This is a genomic window from Mycobacterium neumannii (assembly GCF_002245615.1).
Taxonomy (GTDB): domain Bacteria; phylum Actinomycetota; class Actinomycetes; order Mycobacteriales; family Mycobacteriaceae; genus Mycobacterium; species Mycobacterium neumannii_A.
In genome coordinates this window covers 1-17392 of the sequence record NZ_NKCO01000019.1, presented here as the reverse complement: position 1 = coordinate 17392, position 17392 = coordinate 1, and the positions used below count along the sequence as shown (strand labels likewise).

At 67.2% G+C, this 17392-nt stretch carries 14 protein-coding genes and 1 pseudogene; 9 read left to right on the top strand and 6 right to left on the bottom strand.

What is annotated here, in order from left to right:
- The first annotated feature begins 7 nt into the window (after positions 1 to 7).
- Positions 8 to 3202, top strand: a complete 3195-nt coding sequence (ileS, locus tag CEX88_RS19555) for an isoleucine--tRNA ligase (protein ID WP_094294743.1) — start codon at positions 8 to 10, stop codon at positions 3200 to 3202.
- An 87-nt stretch (positions 3203 to 3289) separates the two neighbouring features.
- Here the strand turns inward: ileS and CEX88_RS19550 are convergent, their stop codons facing one another.
- On the bottom strand, positions 3290 to 3523 hold the full coding sequence (locus tag CEX88_RS19550; protein ID WP_094294742.1) for an RNA-binding S4 domain-containing protein: 234 nt from the start codon (positions 3521 to 3523) through the stop codon (positions 3290 to 3292).
- Between the two features lie 33 nt (positions 3524 to 3556).
- Here CEX88_RS19550 and CEX88_RS19545 point away from each other — a divergent pair, with 33 nt between their 5' ends.
- Positions 3557 to 4927: a DNA polymerase IV gene (locus CEX88_RS19545; protein WP_094294741.1), complete on the top strand. Its 1371-nt coding sequence runs from the start codon at positions 3557 to 3559 to the stop codon at positions 4925 to 4927.
- Here CEX88_RS19545 and CEX88_RS19540 read toward each other — a convergent pair.
- Together CEX88_RS19540 and CEX88_RS19535 are read right to left on the bottom strand one after the other, a co-directional pair.
- The gene (locus CEX88_RS19540) at positions 4909 to 5376 is read right to left on the bottom strand and encodes a hypothetical protein (RefSeq protein ID WP_064395640.1); all 468 of its coding nucleotides are present in this window, start codon (positions 5374 to 5376) and stop codon (positions 4909 to 4911) included. The genes CEX88_RS19545 and CEX88_RS19540 overlap by 19 nt on opposite strands.
- Positions 5377 to 5412: 36 nt before the next feature.
- On the bottom strand, positions 5413 to 6348 hold the full coding sequence (locus CEX88_RS19535; protein WP_094294740.1) for an asparaginase: 936 nt from the start codon (positions 6346 to 6348) through the stop codon (positions 5413 to 5415).
- Between the two features lie 73 nt (positions 6349 to 6421).
- On the opposite strand from CEX88_RS19535, the gene lspA reads away from it, so the two are divergent.
- The 4 genes from lspA (at position 6422) to dnaE (ending at position 12503) form a co-directional block, all read left to right on the top strand.
- The gene (gene lspA, locus CEX88_RS19530) at positions 6422 to 6940 is read left to right on the top strand and encodes a signal peptidase II (RefSeq protein WP_238382123.1); all 519 of its coding nucleotides are present in this window, start codon (positions 6422 to 6424) and stop codon (positions 6938 to 6940) included.
- Complete coding sequence (locus CEX88_RS19525) at positions 6941 to 7870, top strand: RluA family pseudouridine synthase (protein WP_094294738.1); 930 nt, start codon at positions 6941 to 6943, stop codon at positions 7868 to 7870.
- A complete protein-coding gene (gene rarD / locus CEX88_RS19520; protein ID WP_094294737.1) occupies positions 7867 to 8766 on the top strand; it encodes an EamA family transporter RarD in 900 nt (299 codons plus the stop codon). Before CEX88_RS19525 ends, rarD begins: the two co-directional genes overlap by 4 nt.
- Before the next feature lie 191 nt (positions 8767 to 8957).
- A complete protein-coding gene (gene dnaE, locus CEX88_RS19515; RefSeq protein ID WP_094294736.1) occupies positions 8958 to 12503 on the top strand; it encodes a DNA polymerase III subunit alpha in 3546 nt (1181 codons plus the stop codon).
- 3 nt (positions 12504 to 12506) lie between these two features.
- On the opposite strand, the gene CEX88_RS19510 is transcribed toward dnaE, so the two are convergent.
- Positions 12507 to 13190 (bottom strand): hypothetical protein, encoded by a 684-nt coding sequence (locus CEX88_RS19510; RefSeq protein ID WP_094294735.1) that lies wholly within the window; start codon positions 13188 to 13190, stop codon positions 12507 to 12509.
- A 30-nt stretch (positions 13191 to 13220) separates the two neighbouring features.
- Here CEX88_RS19510 and CEX88_RS19505 point away from each other — a divergent pair, with 30 nt between their 5' ends.
- Positions 13221 to 13634, top strand: a complete 414-nt coding sequence (locus tag CEX88_RS19505) for an SRPBCC family protein (RefSeq protein ID WP_094294734.1) — start codon at positions 13221 to 13223, stop codon at positions 13632 to 13634.
- Here the strand turns inward: CEX88_RS19505 and CEX88_RS19500 are convergent.
- The gene (locus CEX88_RS19500; protein WP_094294733.1) at positions 13631 to 13858 is read right to left on the bottom strand and encodes a hypothetical protein; all 228 of its coding nucleotides are present in this window, start codon (positions 13856 to 13858) and stop codon (positions 13631 to 13633) included. The genes CEX88_RS19505 and CEX88_RS19500 overlap by 4 nt on opposite strands.
- A gap of 88 nt (positions 13859 to 13946) precedes the next feature.
- Here CEX88_RS19500 and CEX88_RS19495 point away from each other — a divergent pair, with 88 nt between their 5' ends.
- Positions 13947 to 14384 (top strand): nitroreductase family deazaflavin-dependent oxidoreductase, encoded by a 438-nt coding sequence (locus CEX88_RS19495; RefSeq protein WP_094294732.1) that lies wholly within the window; start codon positions 13947 to 13949, stop codon positions 14382 to 14384.
- A gap of 29 nt (positions 14385 to 14413) precedes the next feature.
- Positions 14414 to 15694, top strand: a complete 1281-nt coding sequence (ilvA, locus tag CEX88_RS19490) for a threonine ammonia-lyase IlvA (RefSeq protein ID WP_094294731.1) — start codon at positions 14414 to 14416, stop codon at positions 15692 to 15694.
- A 74-nt stretch (positions 15695 to 15768) separates the two neighbouring features.
- On the opposite strand, the pseudogene treZ reads toward ilvA, so the two are convergent.
- A pseudogene (gene treZ, locus CEX88_RS19485) lies at positions 15769 to 17322 on the bottom strand (malto-oligosyltrehalose trehalohydrolase); the annotation flags it as partial.
- Positions 17323 to 17392 lie beyond the last annotated feature (70 nt).

Below are 17392 nucleotides of genomic sequence, written 5' to 3'. Positions count from 1 at the left end.
AGGAGCTATGACCGCCTACCCGAAGCCGGCCGCTGGGGCGCCGAAATTCCCCGCGCTGGAGACCGAGGTCCTCGAGTACTGGGACCGCGACGACACCTTCCGCGCCAGCATCGCCCGCCGCGACGACGCCCCCGAGTACGTCTTCTACGACGGCCCGCCGTTCGCCAACGGGTTGCCGCACTACGGGCACCTGCTCACCGGGTACGTCAAGGACATCGTGCCGCGGTACCGCACCATGCGCGGCTTTAAGGTGGAGCGTCGCTTCGGCTGGGACACCCACGGCCTGCCCGCCGAACTCGAGGTGCAGCGCCAACTCGGCATCACCGACAAGGCGCAGATCGAAGAGATGGGCATCGAGAAGTTCAACGACGCCTGCCGAGCCTCGGTGCTCAAGTACACCAACGAATGGCGGGCCTACGTCACACGGCAGGCCCGCTGGGTGGACTTCGACAACGACTACAAGACCCTCGAACCCGAGTTCATGGAGTCGGTGATCTGGGCCTTCAAGCAGTTGTGGGACAAGGACCTTGCCTATGAGGGCAACCGTGTGCTGCCGTACTGCTGGAACGACGAGACACCGTTGTCCAGCCATGAACTGCGCATGGACGACGACGTCTACCAGAGTCGCCAGGACCCCGCGATCACCGTGGGTTTCCGGATCGCCGAAGGGGATCTGGCCGGCGCCTACCTGCTGGTCTGGACCACGACGCCGTGGACGCTGCCGTCCAACCAGGCGGTCGCGGTGCACCCCGACGTCACCTACGTGCAGGTGCAGGGGCCCGACGCGCGGCGTTTCGTGTTGGCCGAGGCGCGGGTCGGCGCCTATGCGCGCGAATTGGGCGAAGAGCCGGAGGTCCTCGGCACGTACTCGGGTCGCGAGCTGCTCGAGACCCGGTACCTGCCGCCGTTTGCGTACTTCGCCGATGCGCCCCGCTCGTTCCGCGTGCTGCCCGCGGACTTCGTCAGTACCGAGGACGGCACCGGCATCGTGCACATGTCGCCCGCTTACGGCGAAGACGACATGCTCACCGCGCAGGCCGCGGGCATCGAGACCGTCACACCGGTCGATTCCAAGGGGCGGTTCGACACCACCGTCCCCGACTACGCCGGACAGCACGTCTTCGACGCCAACCCGCAGATCATCCGCGACCTGAAGAACCAGAGCGGGCCCGCGGCTGCGCACGGTGCGGTGCTGTTGCGTCACGAGACCTACGAGCACTCCTATCCACACTGCTGGCGGTGCCGCAATCCCCTGATCTACCGGGCGGTGTCGTCCTGGTTCATCAAGGTCACCGAATTCCGCGACCGCATGGTGGAGCTCAACCAGGAGATCACCTGGTATCCCGAACATGTCAAGGACGGGCAGTTCGGCAAGTGGCTGGCCGGTGCCCGCGACTGGTCGATCTCGCGAAATCGCTACTGGGGCACCCCGATCCCGGTGTGGAAGTCCGACGATCCGGCGTATCCGCGCATCGACGTCTACGGCAGCCTCGACGAGCTCGAACGTGACTTCGGGGTGCGGCCCACCGATCTGCACCGGCCCTACATCGACGAGCTCACCCGGCCCAATCCCGACGACCCGACGGGCCGCTCGACGATGCGGCGCATCGAGGACGTCTTCGACGTCTGGTTCGACTCGGGCTCCATGCCGTATGCGCAGGTGCATTACCCGTTCGAGAACCAGGACTGGTTCGACTCGCACTTCCCGGGCGACTTCATCGTCGAGTACATCGGGCAGACCCGGGGGTGGTTCTACACGCTGCACATCCTGGCCACCGCGCTGTTCGACAAGCCGGCATTCAAAACCTGTGTGGCGCACGGGATCGTGCTCGGCAACGACGGCCAGAAGATGAGCAAGTCGCTGCGCAACTATCCGGATGTGACGGAGGTGTTCGACCGCGACGGCTCCGATGCCATGCGGTGGTTCCTGATGGCCTCGCCGATCCTACGCGGCGGCAACCTGATCGTCACCGAACAGGGCATCCGCGAAGGCGTCCGGCAGGTTCTGCTGCCGCTGTGGAACGCCTACACCTTCCTCGCGTTGTACGCACCGAAGAAGGGCTCGTGGAGCACCGACTCCAAGCACGTGCTCGACCGCTACATCCTGGCCAAGCTCGCCGTGCTGCGCGACGACCTCACCGCGTCGCTGGATGTCTGTGACATCTCCGGGGCATGTGACGAGCTGCGGCAGTTCACCGAGGCGCTGACGAATTGGTATGTACGACGGTCTCGTTCGCGGTTCTGGGAGGAGGATGCCGACGCGATCGACACCCTGCACACCGTGCTGGAGGTGACCGCCCGGCTTGCCGCCCCGTTGCTGCCGTTGATCACCGAGCGCATCTGGCGCGACCTGACCGGTGAGCGGTCGGTGCACCTGACCGACTGGCCCGAGGAGAACCTGCTGCCCACCGACCCCGAGTTGGTCGAGACGATGGACCTGGTGCGCGAGGTGGCATCGGCGGCGTCGTCGCTGCGCAAGGCCAAGAAGCTGCGGGTGCGACTACCGCTGCCGAAACTCACTGTCGCCGTGGACAACCCGCAGCGGCTCGAGCCGTTCGCCGACCTGATCGCCGACGAGCTCAACGTCAAGGCCGTCGAGCTCACCGACGACATCGACACCTACGGCCGCATCGAACTGACCGTGAACGCCCGGGTTGCCGGGCCGCGCCTGGGCAAGGACGTTCAGGCGGCCATCAAAGCCGTCAAGGCGGGAGAAGCCGTGGTCAACGCCGACGGCACGCTGACCGCCGGGCCGGCGGTGTTGCAGCCCGACGAGTACAGCTCGCGGCTGGTCGCCGCCGATCCGGAGTACACCGCGGCGCTGTCCGACGGGGCCGGGTTGGTAGTGCTCGACGGCACGGTCACCGAGGAACTCGAGGCCGAGGGGTGGGCCCGCGACATGGTGCGCGAGTTCCAGGAAGCCCGGCGGCGCTTCGGTCTCGACATCGGCGACCGAATCGAACTGGAGTTGACCATCCGAGAGTTCCCCGCCGGTTGGCGCGACGAGCTGGCCGATCTCATCGCCAACGAGTTGTTGGCGCCCAGCTTCACGATCAGGCCCGACCCGAACCTGGAGCTTGGTGCACGCGACGATTCGAGCCTCGACATGGTAGGCGGTGCCCTGAATTTCGAGGATGGCGAATGGAAGACGGGGACTGTCGGTGGCGGGTTCCCGTTCAGGCTCAGGAAAATAACCATCTAGCGATCGCACCCGCCCGCGAGTGTGGGATCGATGAACGCATTTCGCGAATCACCGTGACGCAACCCCACACTCGGCAACGCCCGACCGCTAACGATCGGCGACCCGGGCGCCGCGGCCGGCGAACACCACGACATCGGCGGGGCGCAGCTGCCTGCCGCGTCGGTGCTCGACTTCGCCGTTGACGGTGACCAGCCCGTCGGCGATCACCGACTTCGCATCGGCGCCCGAGTCGATGAGTCCGGCCAGTTTGAGGAACTGACCCAACCGAATCGAGTCATCTGAGATGACGACATCGAAGGGTTCGTCGCCTGGGTGTGCCATGCGCGTCAGGCTAGCGCCTTAGCATCTGCAGCAATGGACGCTCGCTGGGTTCTGCACCTCGACATGGACGCGTTCTTCGCGTCCGTCGAGCAGCTGACCCGTCCCACCCTGCGGGGGCGTCCGGTGCTGGTCGGCGGGCTCGGTGGGCGCGGTGTGGTCGCCGGGGCGAGCTACGAGTCCCGGGTGTACGGCGCCAAGTCGGCGATGCCGATGCACCAGGCGCGCAGGCTGGTCGGCGCCACTGCGGTCGTCCTCCCGCCGCGCGGCGTCGTCTACGGCGTGGCCAGCCGCCGGGTGTTCGAGACCGTGCGCGCAACGGTGCCCGTTCTCGAACAGCTCTCGTACGACGAGGCTTTCGGTGAGCCCGCCGAGCTCGCGGGCGCGTCGGCGGATGAGGTCGAGGACTTCTGCCGGACCCTGCGCGCGCGGGTGCTCGAGGTGACCGGGCTCGTCGCGTCCATCGGGGCGGGCTCGGGGAAGCAACTCGCCAAGATCGCATCCGGGTTGGCCAAACCCGACGGTATGCGCGTGGTCCGCCGCGATGAGGAGCGTGCGCTGCTCGACGGTCTGCCGGTGCGGCGGTTGTGGGGGATCGGACCCGTCGCCGGGGAGAAGCTGCATCGGCTCGGCATCGAGACCATCGGCGCGTTCGCCGCGCTCAGCGAGGCCGAGGCCGCAGATATCCTCGGCGGCACCGTGGGCCCGGCGCTGCACCGGCTCGCCCGCGGCATCGACGACCGGCCGGTCGCCGAGAACGCGCCCGCCAAGCAGATCAGCGCGGAGTCCACGTTTCCCGAAGACCTGACCACCCTCGATCAGCTTCGTGAAGCGATGGGCCCGATCGGTGAGCATGCCCACCGGCGCCTGGAAAAGGACGGCCGGGGCGCGCGCACGGTCACCGTGAAGCTGAAGAAGTCCGATATGAGCACGCTCACCCGCTCGGCGACCCTGCCGTACGCCACCACCGATGCGGCCACGTTGATCGCCACCGCGCGCCGGCTGTTGCTCGACCCTGTCGACGTCGGGCCGATTCGCCTACTGGGTGTTGGCTTTTCGGGGCTCACGGACGTTCGCCAGGAGTCGTTGTTCCCGGATTTGGAGCTGATGGCCTCCGACGACGACGTCACGCACACCGGGGTGCCACCCACCGTCTCGGACCTCGCCGCGACCGCACCCGCCTGGCGCATCGGCGACGACGTCACCCATCCCGAATTCGGGCATGGTTGGATCCAGGGCGCCGGGCACGGCGTGATGACGGTCCGGTTCGAGACCAGGACGAGCGGACCGGGCCAGGCCCGCACGTTCCCGATCGACACGCCCGGTATCGAGCGCGCCAACCCGGTCGATTCCCTCGACTGGCCCGACTACCTCGCCGAACTGGCGCGCTACCAGAGCACCCCGTAAACGCTCGAGATCGTGAAGCCGTGATCGCCGTACGTCTTACAGGTCACGGTGCCCTGATATCCGACACCGCAACTGGCACCCCAGTTCTCGAGCCGGTACCCCGCCGGCAGGACGTCGACACCCTCGCGGGTGAACGTCGGCGTGGGGGAGTGCCGGTACTCCGCGGGGCCGCCGCTGATCAAGAACGTCTGGTTGGTTCCGGGCGGGGCGCCCAGGGGAACACCGTCACAGCCGATGGGTCCGCCGTTGGGGCCGATGCCACACGACAGGCCGTCGGGTGTCTTGAAAAACACGTGGTAGTTGGGCGGCGGGCCGGGTCGGTAGAAGCCCTGCGCGACGGGGTAGTCGTCGATCGCGTCGGCGCCCGGGGGCGCTTCGGCACGCGCCACCGCGCCCGCGGCCAGGGCCAGCGCCAGGACGGCGATCAGCGTGGCGCCTCGGCGGATCATGTTGTCGAGGGGCACGCGTCCACGGTGCCATGCGCGTCAACCCCATCGGTCGACGGCTTCGTCGACGGGCAGCCCGCTCGCCAGCGCGGCCATCAACAGCACCCGTGCTTGCGCAGAACGCAGCCGCCGCACCGGTATGGCGCCCGCGGCCACCAGATCGTGGCCCGGACCGTATGTGGGGCTGACCCGCGCTCCAGGCACTCGCGTGGTTACCGCGACGGCCACTCCGGCGGCGCAGAGTCGCTGTACGCCGGCGATCACCGCGGAGCCGGCATTGCCCGACCCCACCGCCTCCAACACGATTCCGCGGGCGCCCGCGGCGGCGCAGCCGTCCATCGCCACCGCGTCCGCGCCAGGATAAGCGGCGACAATGTCCACCCGCGGTGCTGCCGCCGCCGGCAGCGCACCGAAGTATGGCCGCTCCTTCGGCGCTTGCCGGGCGAACCTATCCTGTGACACGGCGCCGATAACCGTACCCGCGAAGCCGCGTAGGTCCTCGGTCGCCACTTTCTGCAATCCCAACGGCTGCCAAACCGTGCCCGCAAGACTGACCACGACTCCGAGACCCCGAGCTGAAGGACTGGCTGCGACCGCCAAAGCGTCCTGAAGGTTGGTTGAGCCGTCGGCGTCCGGAGCATCGGCGCTTCGTTGTCCGCCGGTGAACACCACTGGTGTAGTGCCGCGGTAGGTCAAGTCGAGCCATAGCGCCGTCTCCTCCATGGTGTCGGTGCCGTGCGTGACGACGACGCCGTCGGCGTCCGCTGCCGCCGCGACAGCCGCCCGGATACGATCCCAGTCGGCGGGAGTCATTTGCGAGCTGTCGACCGCCATCAGGTCGACCACATCGACTTCGAAATTGACCTCGAGCCCTGACGCCAGTTCGGCCCCGGTGCGGGACGGACGCTTGACGCCGTCCTCGCCCGTGCCGCTGGCGATCGTGCCGCCGGTGGTGACGATAACGAGGCGACCCATGGTCCGAGATTCTTCCGCATCGACGTTTTGGGATGATGGGGCCGTGACTGACGACCCAGACGTGGCCGACGAGATGGCCGAAGAGGCGCCGCCGCGGCGACGCCTACGGCTGCTGCTCGGCATTGCGGGCGTGGTGCTGGTCACCGACATCGCCACCAAGGTGCTCGCGGTCAAATTCCTCACCCCGGGCCAGCCCGTGTCGATCATCGGCGACACGGTGACGTGGACGCTGGTGCGCAATTCCGGTGCGGCGTTCTCGATGGCCACCGGCTACACGTGGGTGCTCACGTTGATCGCCACCGGCGTGGTGATCGGGATCATCTGGATGGGCCGACGGCTGGTCAATCCGTGGTGGGCGGTCGGGCTGGGCATGATTCTCGGCGGGGCCCTCGGCAACCTCATCGACCGGTTCTTCCGCTCACCCGGCCCGCTGCAGGGCCACGTCGTGGACTTCCTGTCCATCGGGTGGTGGCCGGTCTTCAACGTGGCCGACCCGTGCGTGGTCGGCGGGGCGATCCTGCTGGTGGGACTGTCGCTGTTCGGGTTCGACTTCGATACCGTCGGGCGGCGGAAAGCCGCCGAGGACGAATAGATGGCCAATCGGTCGCTACCAGTCCCGGAGGGCCTGGCGGGCATGCGGGTTGACGCGGGCCTCGCCCGGCTTCTCGGACTGTCACGCACGGCCGCCGCGGCGCTGGCTGAAGGCGGCGGTGTCGAGATCGACGGTGCCCCTGCGGGCAAATCGGACAAATTGACCGCGGGCGCCTGGCTGGACGTGCGGTTGCCCGAAGCGCCTGCGCCGGTGGAGAACACGCCCGTCGAGATCGACGGGATGGCGATCCTGTACTCCGACGAGGACATCGTTGCGGTCGACAAGCCGCCGGGGGTCGCCGCGCACGCCACCGTGGGCTGGTCGGGCCCGACCGTGCTGGGCGGTCTGGCCGCGATGGGCTTCCGGATCAGCACCTCGGGGATCCACGAGCGCCAAGGCATCGTGCACCGCCTCGACGTCGGGACCTCGGGGGTCATGGTCGTCGCGCTTTCCGAACGCGCGTACACGGTGCTCAAGCGGGCATTCAAACAGCGCACCGTCGAGAAGCGCTATCACGCGCTGGTGCAAGGGCATCCCGACCCGTCGAGCGGCACGATCGACGCGCCGATCGGCCGTCACCGCGGACACGACTGGAAGTTCGCGGTCACTGAGAACGGCAGGCACAGCGTCACCCACTACGACACCCTCGAGGCGCACCGCGCCGCGAGCTTGCTCGACATCGAACTGGAAACCGGTCGTACACACCAGATTCGGGTGCACTTCGCCGCGCTGCACCATCCATGCGTCGGTGATCTCACCTACGGTGCCGATCCCACGCTGGCCAAGCGGCTCAAGCTGGACCGGCAGTGGCTGCACGCGCGGTCGCTGGCTTTCGCGCATCCCGCCGACGGGCGACGCGTCGAGATCACCAGCCCGTATCCGGCCGATCTGCAGCACGCCCTCGACGTACTGCGCAATCACGAACTGTGAGCGAGACCCGCAGACCCGGCTTGTTGTTCGGCGTCGGCGCCTACGTGTGCTGGGGGACATTTCCCGCGTTCTTTCCGCTGTTGAAACCCGCCTCCGCCCTTGAGGTGCTCGCGCACCGCATCGTGTGGAACTTCCTGCTGATGGTCGTCGTGGTCGCGGTCGTGCGCAGGCTCGGCGACTTGAAGCGGATCAGGGGGCGCACCTGGCTGCTGCTAGCCGCCGCGTCGGCGTTGATCTCGATCAACTGGGGGATCTATGTCTATGCCGTCAACAACGGCCACGTGGTGGACGCGGCGCTCGGCTACTTCATCAACCCGTTGGTGGTCGTCGCGCTGGGGCTGATCGTCTTCCGGGAGCGGCTCAACCGTGCGCAGCTCGCCGCGTTGGCCGTCGCGGTGACCGGCGTGGTGGTGCTGACAATGGAAGTGGGCGCACCGCCCTACATCGGGCTGGGCCTGGCGCTGTCATTCGGCCTCTACGGCGCGGTGAAGAAAGTCGTCACGACCGACCCGCGGGTCAGCGTCGGAGTGGAAGCCGGCATCGCCACGCCGTTCGCGGCGGCCTACATTGTCGTGCTGCAGAGCACCGGGCACGGGACGTTCACCGACTACGGCGACGACCACGTCGCGCTGATGGTGCTCTCCGGCGTCCTGACGGCGGTGCCGCTGTTGCTGTTCGCCGCGGCCGCGCAGCGATTGCCGCTGGTGACGATGGGCCTGTTGTTCTACCTGACGCCGGTGATGCAGCTGACGTGGGGAGTGATCGTCGGCCGGGAGCCGATGCCGCCGGCCCGCTGGTTGGGCTTCGCGTTTATCTGGCTGGCGCTGCTGGTCTTCAGCGCCGACGCCGTACGTCGGTCCACGGTAGAGCGAGATCTCTGCGACTCGTCGCGTTGACCACGACGTGGCAATTGCCCGGCGATTGTCCGTCGTCGACGAGAAGTGCCCGCTTCCGGCCTGCGGATGCCCGTATCGGGGTTGAATCCCGTCGGACTCTCCAGTCACGCCGGGATTCTGCGGGCTGCGCGAAGACACGCATTTCCGACACGCCGAGAACTGTCGGAAGGCGGTCATAGACTGGCCCTCCTATGAGCCCTTCGGATTCGCGGTCCTTCGTGCACCTGCATAACCACACCGAGTACTCGATGCTGGACGGTGCCGCGAAGGTCAAGCCGATGCTCGCCGAGGCTCAGCGCCTGGAGATGCCCGCGATCGGGATGACCGATCACGGAAACATGTTCGGCGCCAGCGAGTTCTACAACGCCGCCACCGACGCCGGGATCAAGCCGATCATCGGTGTCGAGGCCTACATCGCCCCGGGATCGCGCTTCGAAACCAAGCGCATCCTGTGGGGGGATCCCGGCCAAAAGGGTGACGACGTATCCGGCAGCGGGTCCTACACCCATATGACGATGGTGGCCGAGAACGCCACCGGGTTGCGCAACCTGTTCAAACTGTCCTCGCTCGCCTCGTTCGAGGGTCAACTCGGCAAGTGGTCACGTATGGATGCCGAGCTGATCGCCGAGCACGCCGAAGGCATCATCGCCACCACCGGCTGTCCGTCCGGCGAGGTGCAGACCCGGCTGCGGCTCGGCCACTATGACGAGGCGGTGGCCGCGGCCGCCAAGTGGCGGGACATCTTCGGACCCGACAACTTCTTCCTCGAGCTGATGGACCACGGCCTCGACATCGAACGCCGGGTGCGCGAGGGGTTGCTCGATATCGGACGCAAGCTCGGCATCCCGCCGCTGGCCACCAACGACTGCCACTACGTCACCCGTGACGCCGCCCAGAATCACGAGGCGCTGCTGTGTATCCAGACCGGCAAGACGCTGTCGGATCCGAACCGGTTCAAGTTCGACGGTGACGGCTACTTCCTCAAAACGGCCGCCGAGATGCGTGCGCTGTGGGACGGCCAGGTGCCCGGGGCGTGCGACTCCACGCTGCTGATCGCCGAGCGGGTGTCGTCCTACGAGGACGTGTGGACCGTGCGGGACCGGATGCCGGTTTTCCCCGTGCCCGAGGGCCACACCCAGGAGTCGTGGCTGCGCCACGAGGTCCGCGCGGGGCTCGAGCGTCGCTTCCCCTCCAGAGACGTACCGCAGGAGTACGCCGATCGCGCCGACTTCGAGATCAAGGTCATCTGCGACAAGGGTTACCCGTCCTACTTCCTGATCGTGGCCGACCTCATCAACTACGCGCGGTCGGTCGACATCCGGGTCGGCCCCGGCCGCGGGTCGGCCGCCGGGTCGCTGGTCGCCTACGCGCTGGGCATCACCAACATCGACCCGATCCCGTACGGGCTGCTGTTCGAGCGGTTCCTCAACCCCGAGCGGGTGTCGATGCCCGACATCGACATCGACTTCGACGACCGCCGCCGCGGCGAGATGCTGCGGTACGCCGCCAACAAGTGGGGCAGCGACCGCGTGGCCCAGGTGATCACGTTCGGCACCATCAAAACCAAAGCCGCGCTCAAGGATTCGGCGCGTGTGCACTACGGTCAGCCCGGCTTCGCGATCGCCGACCGGATCACCAAGGCGCTGCCTCCGCCGATCATGGCCAAAGACATCCCGCTGTCGGGAATCACCGACCCCAACCATGAGCGGTACAAGGAGGCCGCCGAGGTCCGCGGGCTGATCGACACCGACCCCGACGTCCGCACCATCTACGAGACCGCGCGCGGACTCGAGGGCCTGGTGCGCAATGCCGGTGTGCACGCCTGCGCGGTGATCATGAGCTCCGAGCCGCTGATCGATGCGATCCCGCTGTGGAAACGCCCGCAAGACGGTGCGGTGATCACGGGCTGGGACTACCCGTCGTGCGAAGCCATCGGCCTGCTGAAGATGGACTTCCTCGGGCTGCGCAACCTGACGATCATCGGCGACGCGCTGGACAACATCAGGGCCAACCGGGGGATCGAGCTCGACCTCGAAGCCGTCTCGCTCGACGACAAGGCGACCTACGAGCTGTTGGGCCGCGGTGACACGCTCGGCGTGTTCCAGCTCGACGGCGGGCCGATGCGCGACCTGCTGCGGCGCATGCAGCCGACCGGTTTCGAAGACGTTGTCGCGGTGATCGCGCTGTACCGCCCCGGCCCGATGGGTATGAACGCCCACAACGACTACGCCGACCGCAAGAACGGCCGCCAGGCGATCAAGCCGATCCACCCCGAACTCGAAGAGCCGCTGCGCGAGATCCTCGCCGAGACCTACGGCCTGATCGTCTACCAAGAGCAGATCATGCGGATCGCGCAGAAGGTGGCCGGGTACTCGCTGGCCCGAGCCGACATCCTGCGAAAAGCCATGGGCAAGAAGAAGCGCGAAGTCCTGGAAAAGGAGTTCGAGGGCTTCTCCGAGGGCATGAAGTCCAACGGCTTCTCCGCGGCCGCCATCAAGGCGCTGTGGGACACCGTGCTGCCGTTCGCCGACTACGCGTTCAACAAGTCGCACGCCGCCGGGTACGGCCTCGTCTCGTACTGGACGGCCTACCTCAAGGCCAACTATCCGGCCGAGTACATGGCCGGGCTGCTCACGTCGGTCGGCGACGACAAGGACAAGGCCGCGGTGTACCTGGCCGACTGCCGGAAACTGGGCATCACGGTGCTCCCTCCGGATGTCAACGAGTCGGGGCTGAACTTCGCCTCGGTGGGCGAGGACATCCGGTACGGCCTGGGGGCGGTGCGCAACGTCGGTGCCAATGTCGTTGCCTCGTTGATCAACACGCGCACCGAGAAGGGGAAGTACATCGACTTCTCCGATTACCTGAACAAGATCGAGATCGGCGCCTGCAACAAGAAGGTCACCGAGTCGCTGATCAAGGCCGGCGCGTTCGACTCGCTGGGGCATCCGCGCAAGGGGTTGTTCCTGATCCACACCGACGCCGTCGATTCCGTGCTCGGCACCAAGAAGGCCGAGGCGATGGGGCAGTTCGACCTGTTCGGCGGCGCCGACACGGCCACCGACGCGGTGTTCACCATCAAGGTGCCCGACGAGGAGTGGGAGGACAAGCACAAACTCGCGTTGGAACGCGAGATGCTCGGCCTCTACGTGTCCGGTCATCCGCTCAACGGCATCGCCCACCTGCTGGCCGCCCATGTCGACACCGCGATCCCGGCCATCCTCGACGGCGACCTCCCCAACGACACCCAGGTGCGCGTCGGCGGCATCCTTGCCTCGGTCAACCGCAGGGTCAACAAGAACGGGTTGCCATGGGCCTCGGCGCAACTGGAGGATCTGACCGGCGGCATCGAGGTGCTGTTCTTCCCGCAGACCTACTCGACATTCGGTGCCGAGATCGCCGACGACGCCGTCGTGCTGGTCGGCGCGAAGGTGGCGATCCGCGACGATCGGATCTCGTTGATCGCCAATGACCTTGTGGTACCAGACTTCTCGAATGCACAGCTGGATCGCCCGCTGGCGGTGAGTCTGCCGACGCGGCAGTGCACCGTCGACAAGGTCAGCGCGCTCAAGCAGGTGCTGGCCCGCCACCCCGGTACGTCGCAGGTGCATCTGCGGTTGATCAGCGGGGAGCGGATCACCACGCTGGAACTGGACACGTCGCTGCGCGTCACACCGTCGTCGGCCTTGATGGGCGACCTCAAGGCCCTGCTCGGGCCGGGCTGCCTGGGCGGCTGAAGGTCAATTCAGGACATTCACCGCCCGCGCGACGACGAGCCCGGCGGTGCCCAGCGCGACGATCGCCTGCACCGTCATCATCATCTTGGCCCACCGTGCGAGGGGCATGGTGTCGGTCGGAGAGAACGCCATCACGTTGGTCACGCTGACGTAGAGGTAGTCGATGAACGTGGGCCGCCAATCCGGTTCGGCCACATGCGGAGTGGTCATCTGTGGGAACAGGAAATCAGGATAGGGCCGCTCTCCTGCACGCCGCGCGAACGGCCCGCCCCGGTCCAGCTCCCAGTACCAGATACCGAACACGATCACATTCGTGACGATGATCGAGGCGCCGCTGCCGAGCAGCACCGCCGCATCGTTGCTTTCGTCGCCGCTGAGGATGCCGACGGCCAGCACGACCGCCGACAGCGTGTTGTCGAGGGTGATCGCCGCCAGCAGAACCCATGTGGTGTACCGGCCGAACCGCGTGCGCCGGGTCATGACGCGCGGGTTGATCGCCAGCAGCGCCAGCAGCAGAAGTCCCTCCAACACCACCAGCGGCCAACGGGGGACCAGCGTGTAGTCCTTCGGGATCGCGAGCTGCAACGCCATGACCGCCACCACCGCGATCAGCACGGGCATCGTGCTCTCCGGATCGCCGCGCCGCAACCAGGCCGGCACGCGGTGCTGTTCCGGCGGTGATTCCATCCCGTCATTGTGATGCGCCAGGATGGTCGGATGGAGTCACGACACGTCAGCACCTGGATCGCCGCGCCGCCCGAGGCCGTCTACGAGTTCGCCGCGGACCCGCAGACGTGGCCGCGGTGGGCGGCGGGCCTCGCACAGGGCGGCCTTCGCCAGACTCCGGGCGGTTGGGTGGCCGACTCACCGATGGGCGAGGTGACCGTCGAGTTCTCGCCGCGCAACGATCTCGGCGTGCTCGACCACGTCGTACGCCTGCCCACCGGGGAAGCGGTCTACAACCCGATGCGGGTGCAGCCCTGGAATGTGCCGACCGACGCTGGCGAGCCGCGCTGTGAGGTGGTGTTCAGCGTGCGCCGACGGCCGGCGATGACCGACGAGCAGTTCGATGCCGACACCGACGCGGTGGCCGCCGACCTGGCGACGCTCAAGAGGCTGATCGAGGACTAACGGCGCGGGCAGAGCGCGCTGAACGTCAGCCATGTGACGGTTCCGACCGCGGCACCGGTCAGCACCGCGGCGGCCGTCGTCGCGGTGGCGATCCCGACCACCAGCGCCACCAGCGCGCCGAGCACCAGAGCGATCAGCTTGTAGGCCGGCCACGGCACGCCCGCCACCGACACGTCGCACGTCACGCGTGCGGCTGCGGTGCGGAAGTTACCTGCGGTGGTCATAGCACCCACGATAGCTCGTAACCTATTTTTCGGCCACCCGAAACGCCGGATCAGGCCAGCGGATCTCCAGCGCGTCTAAGCTGATGGGATGCCACTTTCCGGAGAGTATGAGCCCAGCCCGTGGGACTGGGTGAGGGAACACACCGACCGAATCACACAATCCGGCACCACCGCGGGTGTGGATATGAAGGGCAAGCCGCTCATCCTGCTGACGACCGTCGGCGCGAAGACGGGCAAGATTCGCAAAACCCCGCTGATGCGGGTGGAACACGACGGCCAGTATGCGGTGGTGGCCTCGTTGGGCGGCGCCCCGAAGCATCCGGTCTGGTACCACAACATCAAGGCCCATCCGCGGGTGGAACTGCAGGACGGCGCGGTGACCAGGGAATATGACGCTCGGGAGGTCACCGGCGAGGAGAAGGCCGTCTGGTGGGAGCGGGCCGTGTCCGCGTGGCCCGACTACGCCGAGTACCAGAAGAAGACCGACCGCCAGATCCCGGTGTTCGTGCTGACCCCGATTTCTTGAAAACCGCTGGTTGGTGGCACCATTGACCGGTGTCCGCTGAACTGAGGCAAAGCGCGAGGACGTCGCCACTTCGTGCGGCGGATATCGACGAGGCCGCTCAGCGAATTGCGGACGTCGTGCTGCGCAGCCCGCTGGAACTCAGCGACAGGCTCTCGGATGCCACCGGCGCTGCGGTGTATCTGAAGCGCGAGGATCTGCAGCCGGTGCGGTCCTACAAGTTGCGCGGCGCGCACAACCTGCTGATGCAGTTGTCCCCCGACGAGTTGGCCGCAGGCGTGGTGTGCTCGTCGGCGGGCAATCACGCGCAGGGCTTCGCGATGGCGTGCCGCTCGATGGGCGTGCGCGGCCGGGTCTACGTGCCGGGCAAGACGCCCAAGCAGAAGCGTGACCGGATCCGATACCACGGCCGCGAGTTCATCGAGTTGATCGTCGGCGGCAGGACCTACGACGAGGCCGCCGCCGCCGCGGCCGAAGACATCGCCCGCACGGGTGCGACATTGGTGCCGCCTTACGACGATCTGCGCACGATGGCCGGACAGGGCACGATCGCCGCCGAGATCATCGATCAGCTCGACACCGAACCCGACCTCGTCGTCGTCCCGGTCGGGGGCGGCGGATGCATCGCCGGCATCACCACCTATCTGGTCGAACGAACCAGCGGCACCTCCGTGTTGGGCGTCGAGCCGGCGGGGGCGCCCGCGATGATCGCGGCGCTGGCGGCCGGTGAGCCGGTGACGATCGACGACGTGGACCAGTTCGTCGACGGTGCGGCGGTGAAGCGTGCGGGAACGCTGCCGTACGAGGTGCTGGCGGCGGCCGGCGACATGGTATCGATGACGACCGTCGACGAGGGCGCCGTGTGCACCGCGATGCTCGACCTGTACCAGAACGAGGGCATCATCGCCGAGCCGGCGGGAGCGCTGTCGGTGGCCGCGTTGATGGAGGCCGACATCGAGCCGGGATCGACTGTGGTGTGTGTGATCTCGGGCGGCAACAACGACGTGTCGCGGTACGGCGAGGTACTGGAGCGTTCGCTGGTGCATCTTGGCCTCAAGCACTATTTCCTGGTCGACTTCCCGCAGGAGCCGGGCGCGCTGCGCCGATTCCTCGACCAGATCCTCGGCCCCAACGACGACATCACCTTGTTCGAGTACGTCAAGCGCAACAACCGCGAGACCGGCGAGGCGCTGGTCGGAATCGAGTTGGGTTCGGCGACCGACTTCGAGGGCCTGCTCGAGCGCATGCGCGCCTCGGACATCCACGTCGAGGCGCTCGAACCGGACTCACCGGCGTACCGCTACCTGCTCTGAGATGATCGGTGCCGCGCGCCCGGCGTCGAAACTGAAGCTGTGTAGGACTTTTCCGCGCGAAGTGGCGAATACGTTCAGTTTCGGCGGATGACCGCGAACGAGTGCCCCTCGGCGCGGGTGGTCTTTTCGGCGACCTCGGGCTCGCCCCACGCCAGCACCACCTCGCCGGTGACCGGGACGTCGACCGCGTCGGTGCCCAGATTGCATGCGATCGACAACGACCCGCGGTGCATCACGATCCAGCGCCGGTCTTCGTCGTAGTCGATCCCGAGGTTGTTCAGCCACGGGTCGGCCACATCGGGCTCGTTGTGCCGCAACGCGATCAGATCGCGGTATACCCGCCGCAGCCGGCCGTGGTCGCCCTCGTCGATCTCATCCCACTTCAGCTTCGAGCGCTCGAACGTCTCGGGGTCTTGCGGATCCGGGATCTCGTCGGCGTCCCAGCCGTGCTCGGCGAACTCACGCTTGCGGCCCTCGGCCGTGGCCCGCGCCAGTTCGGGCTCCGGATGCGAGCTGAAGAACTGGAACGGTGACGACGACCCCCATTCCTCGCCCATGAAAAGCATGGCCGTATACGGGCTTCCGAGCGCCAAGGCGGCTTTGACGGCGAGCTGGCCGAACGTCAGGTTCTGCGACGGCCGGTCTCCGACGGCGCGGTTGCCCACCTGATCGTGGGTCAGCGTATACGCCAGTAAGCGGGTGCCCGGAATCGTGGCGGTGTCCAACGGGCGCCCGTGCCTGCGGTGTCGAAACGACGAGTACGTGCCGGCGTGGTAGTAACCGTTCTTCAGCGTGGTGGCCAGCGCCTCAACGGTTCCGAAATCGTTGTAGTAGCCCTGCTGTTCGCCGGACACTGCGGAGTGGATCGCGTGGTGGATGTCGTCGTCCCACTGCGCGGTCATCCCCAGGCCGCCCTTGTCGCGGGGGGTGATGAGCCGCGGATCGTTGAGGTCGCTCTCGGCGATCAACGACAGCGGCCGGCCCAACTCTGCTGCCAGCGCATCGGTTTCGGCGGACAGCTCTTCGAGGATGTGGATCGCCGTCGTGTCGACGAGGGCGTGCACCGCATCCAGACGCAGCCCGTCGGCGTGGAAGTCGCGCATCCAGCGCAGCGCGCAGTCGATGATGTAGCGCCGCACCTCGTCGGCATCGGCGTCGGCGATGTTGATCGACTCGCCCCACGGATTGCTGCCGGCCGACAGGTACGGCCCGAACATGGGCAGGTAGTTCCCCGAGGGGCCCAGGTGGTTGAACACGGCGTCGATCAGCACCCCGAGTCCGCGTTCGTGGCAGGCGTCGATCAGGCGTACCAGCGCGTCGGGCCCGCCGTATGGTTCGTGTACCGCGTACCAGAGCACACCGTCGTAACCCCACCCGTGGGTGCCACCGAAGGCGTTGACCGGCATCAGCTCGATGAGGTCGACGCCGAGGTCGACGAGGTAGTCCAGCTTGTCGGCCACCGCGTCGAACGTGCCTTCGGGAGTGAAGGTCCCGACGTGCAATTCGTAGATCACCGCACCCTCGATCGAGCGGCCGGCCCAGTCGGCGTCCGTCCATGCCGACGGATCCGGTTGCCACAGCTGCGACCTCTCGTGCACACCGTCGGGCTGACGGGGGGAGCGGGGGTCGGCTGTGTCTTATACCCATCTGTCGGTGCCGACGAAGGCTGAGTCGTGTCACGACTGGTAGGCGTCGACG

Coding starts and splice junctions, on each gene's coding strand:
- CEX88_RS19545 (WP_094294741.1), top strand. CDS start 3,557: ATGGACGCTCGCTGGGTTCTGCACCTCGACATGGACGCGTTCTTCGCG.
- CEX88_RS19505 (WP_094294734.1), top strand. CDS start 13,221: ATGGAGTCACGACACGTCAGCACCTGGATCGCCGCGCCGCCCGAGGCC.
- CEX88_RS19510 (WP_094294735.1), bottom strand. CDS start 13,190: ATGGAATCACCGCCGGAACAGCACCGCGTGCCGGCCTGGTTGCGGCGC.
- CEX88_RS19550 (WP_094294742.1), bottom strand. CDS start 3,523: ATGGCACACCCAGGCGACGAACCCTTCGATGTCGTCATCTCAGATGAC.
- ileS (WP_094294743.1), top strand. CDS start 8: ATGACCGCCTACCCGAAGCCGGCCGCTGGGGCGCCGAAATTCCCCGCG.
- CEX88_RS19495 (WP_094294732.1), top strand. CDS start 13,947: ATGCCACTTTCCGGAGAGTATGAGCCCAGCCCGTGGGACTGGGTGAGG.
- CEX88_RS19525 (WP_094294738.1), top strand. CDS start 6,941: ATGGCCAATCGGTCGCTACCAGTCCCGGAGGGCCTGGCGGGCATGCGG.
- CEX88_RS19540 (WP_064395640.1), bottom strand. CDS start 5,376: ATGATCCGCCGAGGCGCCACGCTGATCGCCGTCCTGGCGCTGGCCCTG.
- CEX88_RS19535 (WP_094294740.1), bottom strand. CDS start 6,348: ATGGGTCGCCTCGTTATCGTCACCACCGGCGGCACGATCGCCAGCGGC.
- CEX88_RS19500 (WP_094294733.1), bottom strand. CDS start 13,858: ATGACCACCGCAGGTAACTTCCGCACCGCAGCCGCACGCGTGACGTGC.
- dnaE (WP_094294736.1), top strand. CDS start 8,958: ATGAGCCCTTCGGATTCGCGGTCCTTCGTGCACCTGCATAACCACACC.
- lspA (WP_238382123.1), top strand. CDS start 6,422: ATGGCCGAAGAGGCGCCGCCGCGGCGACGCCTACGGCTGCTGCTCGGC.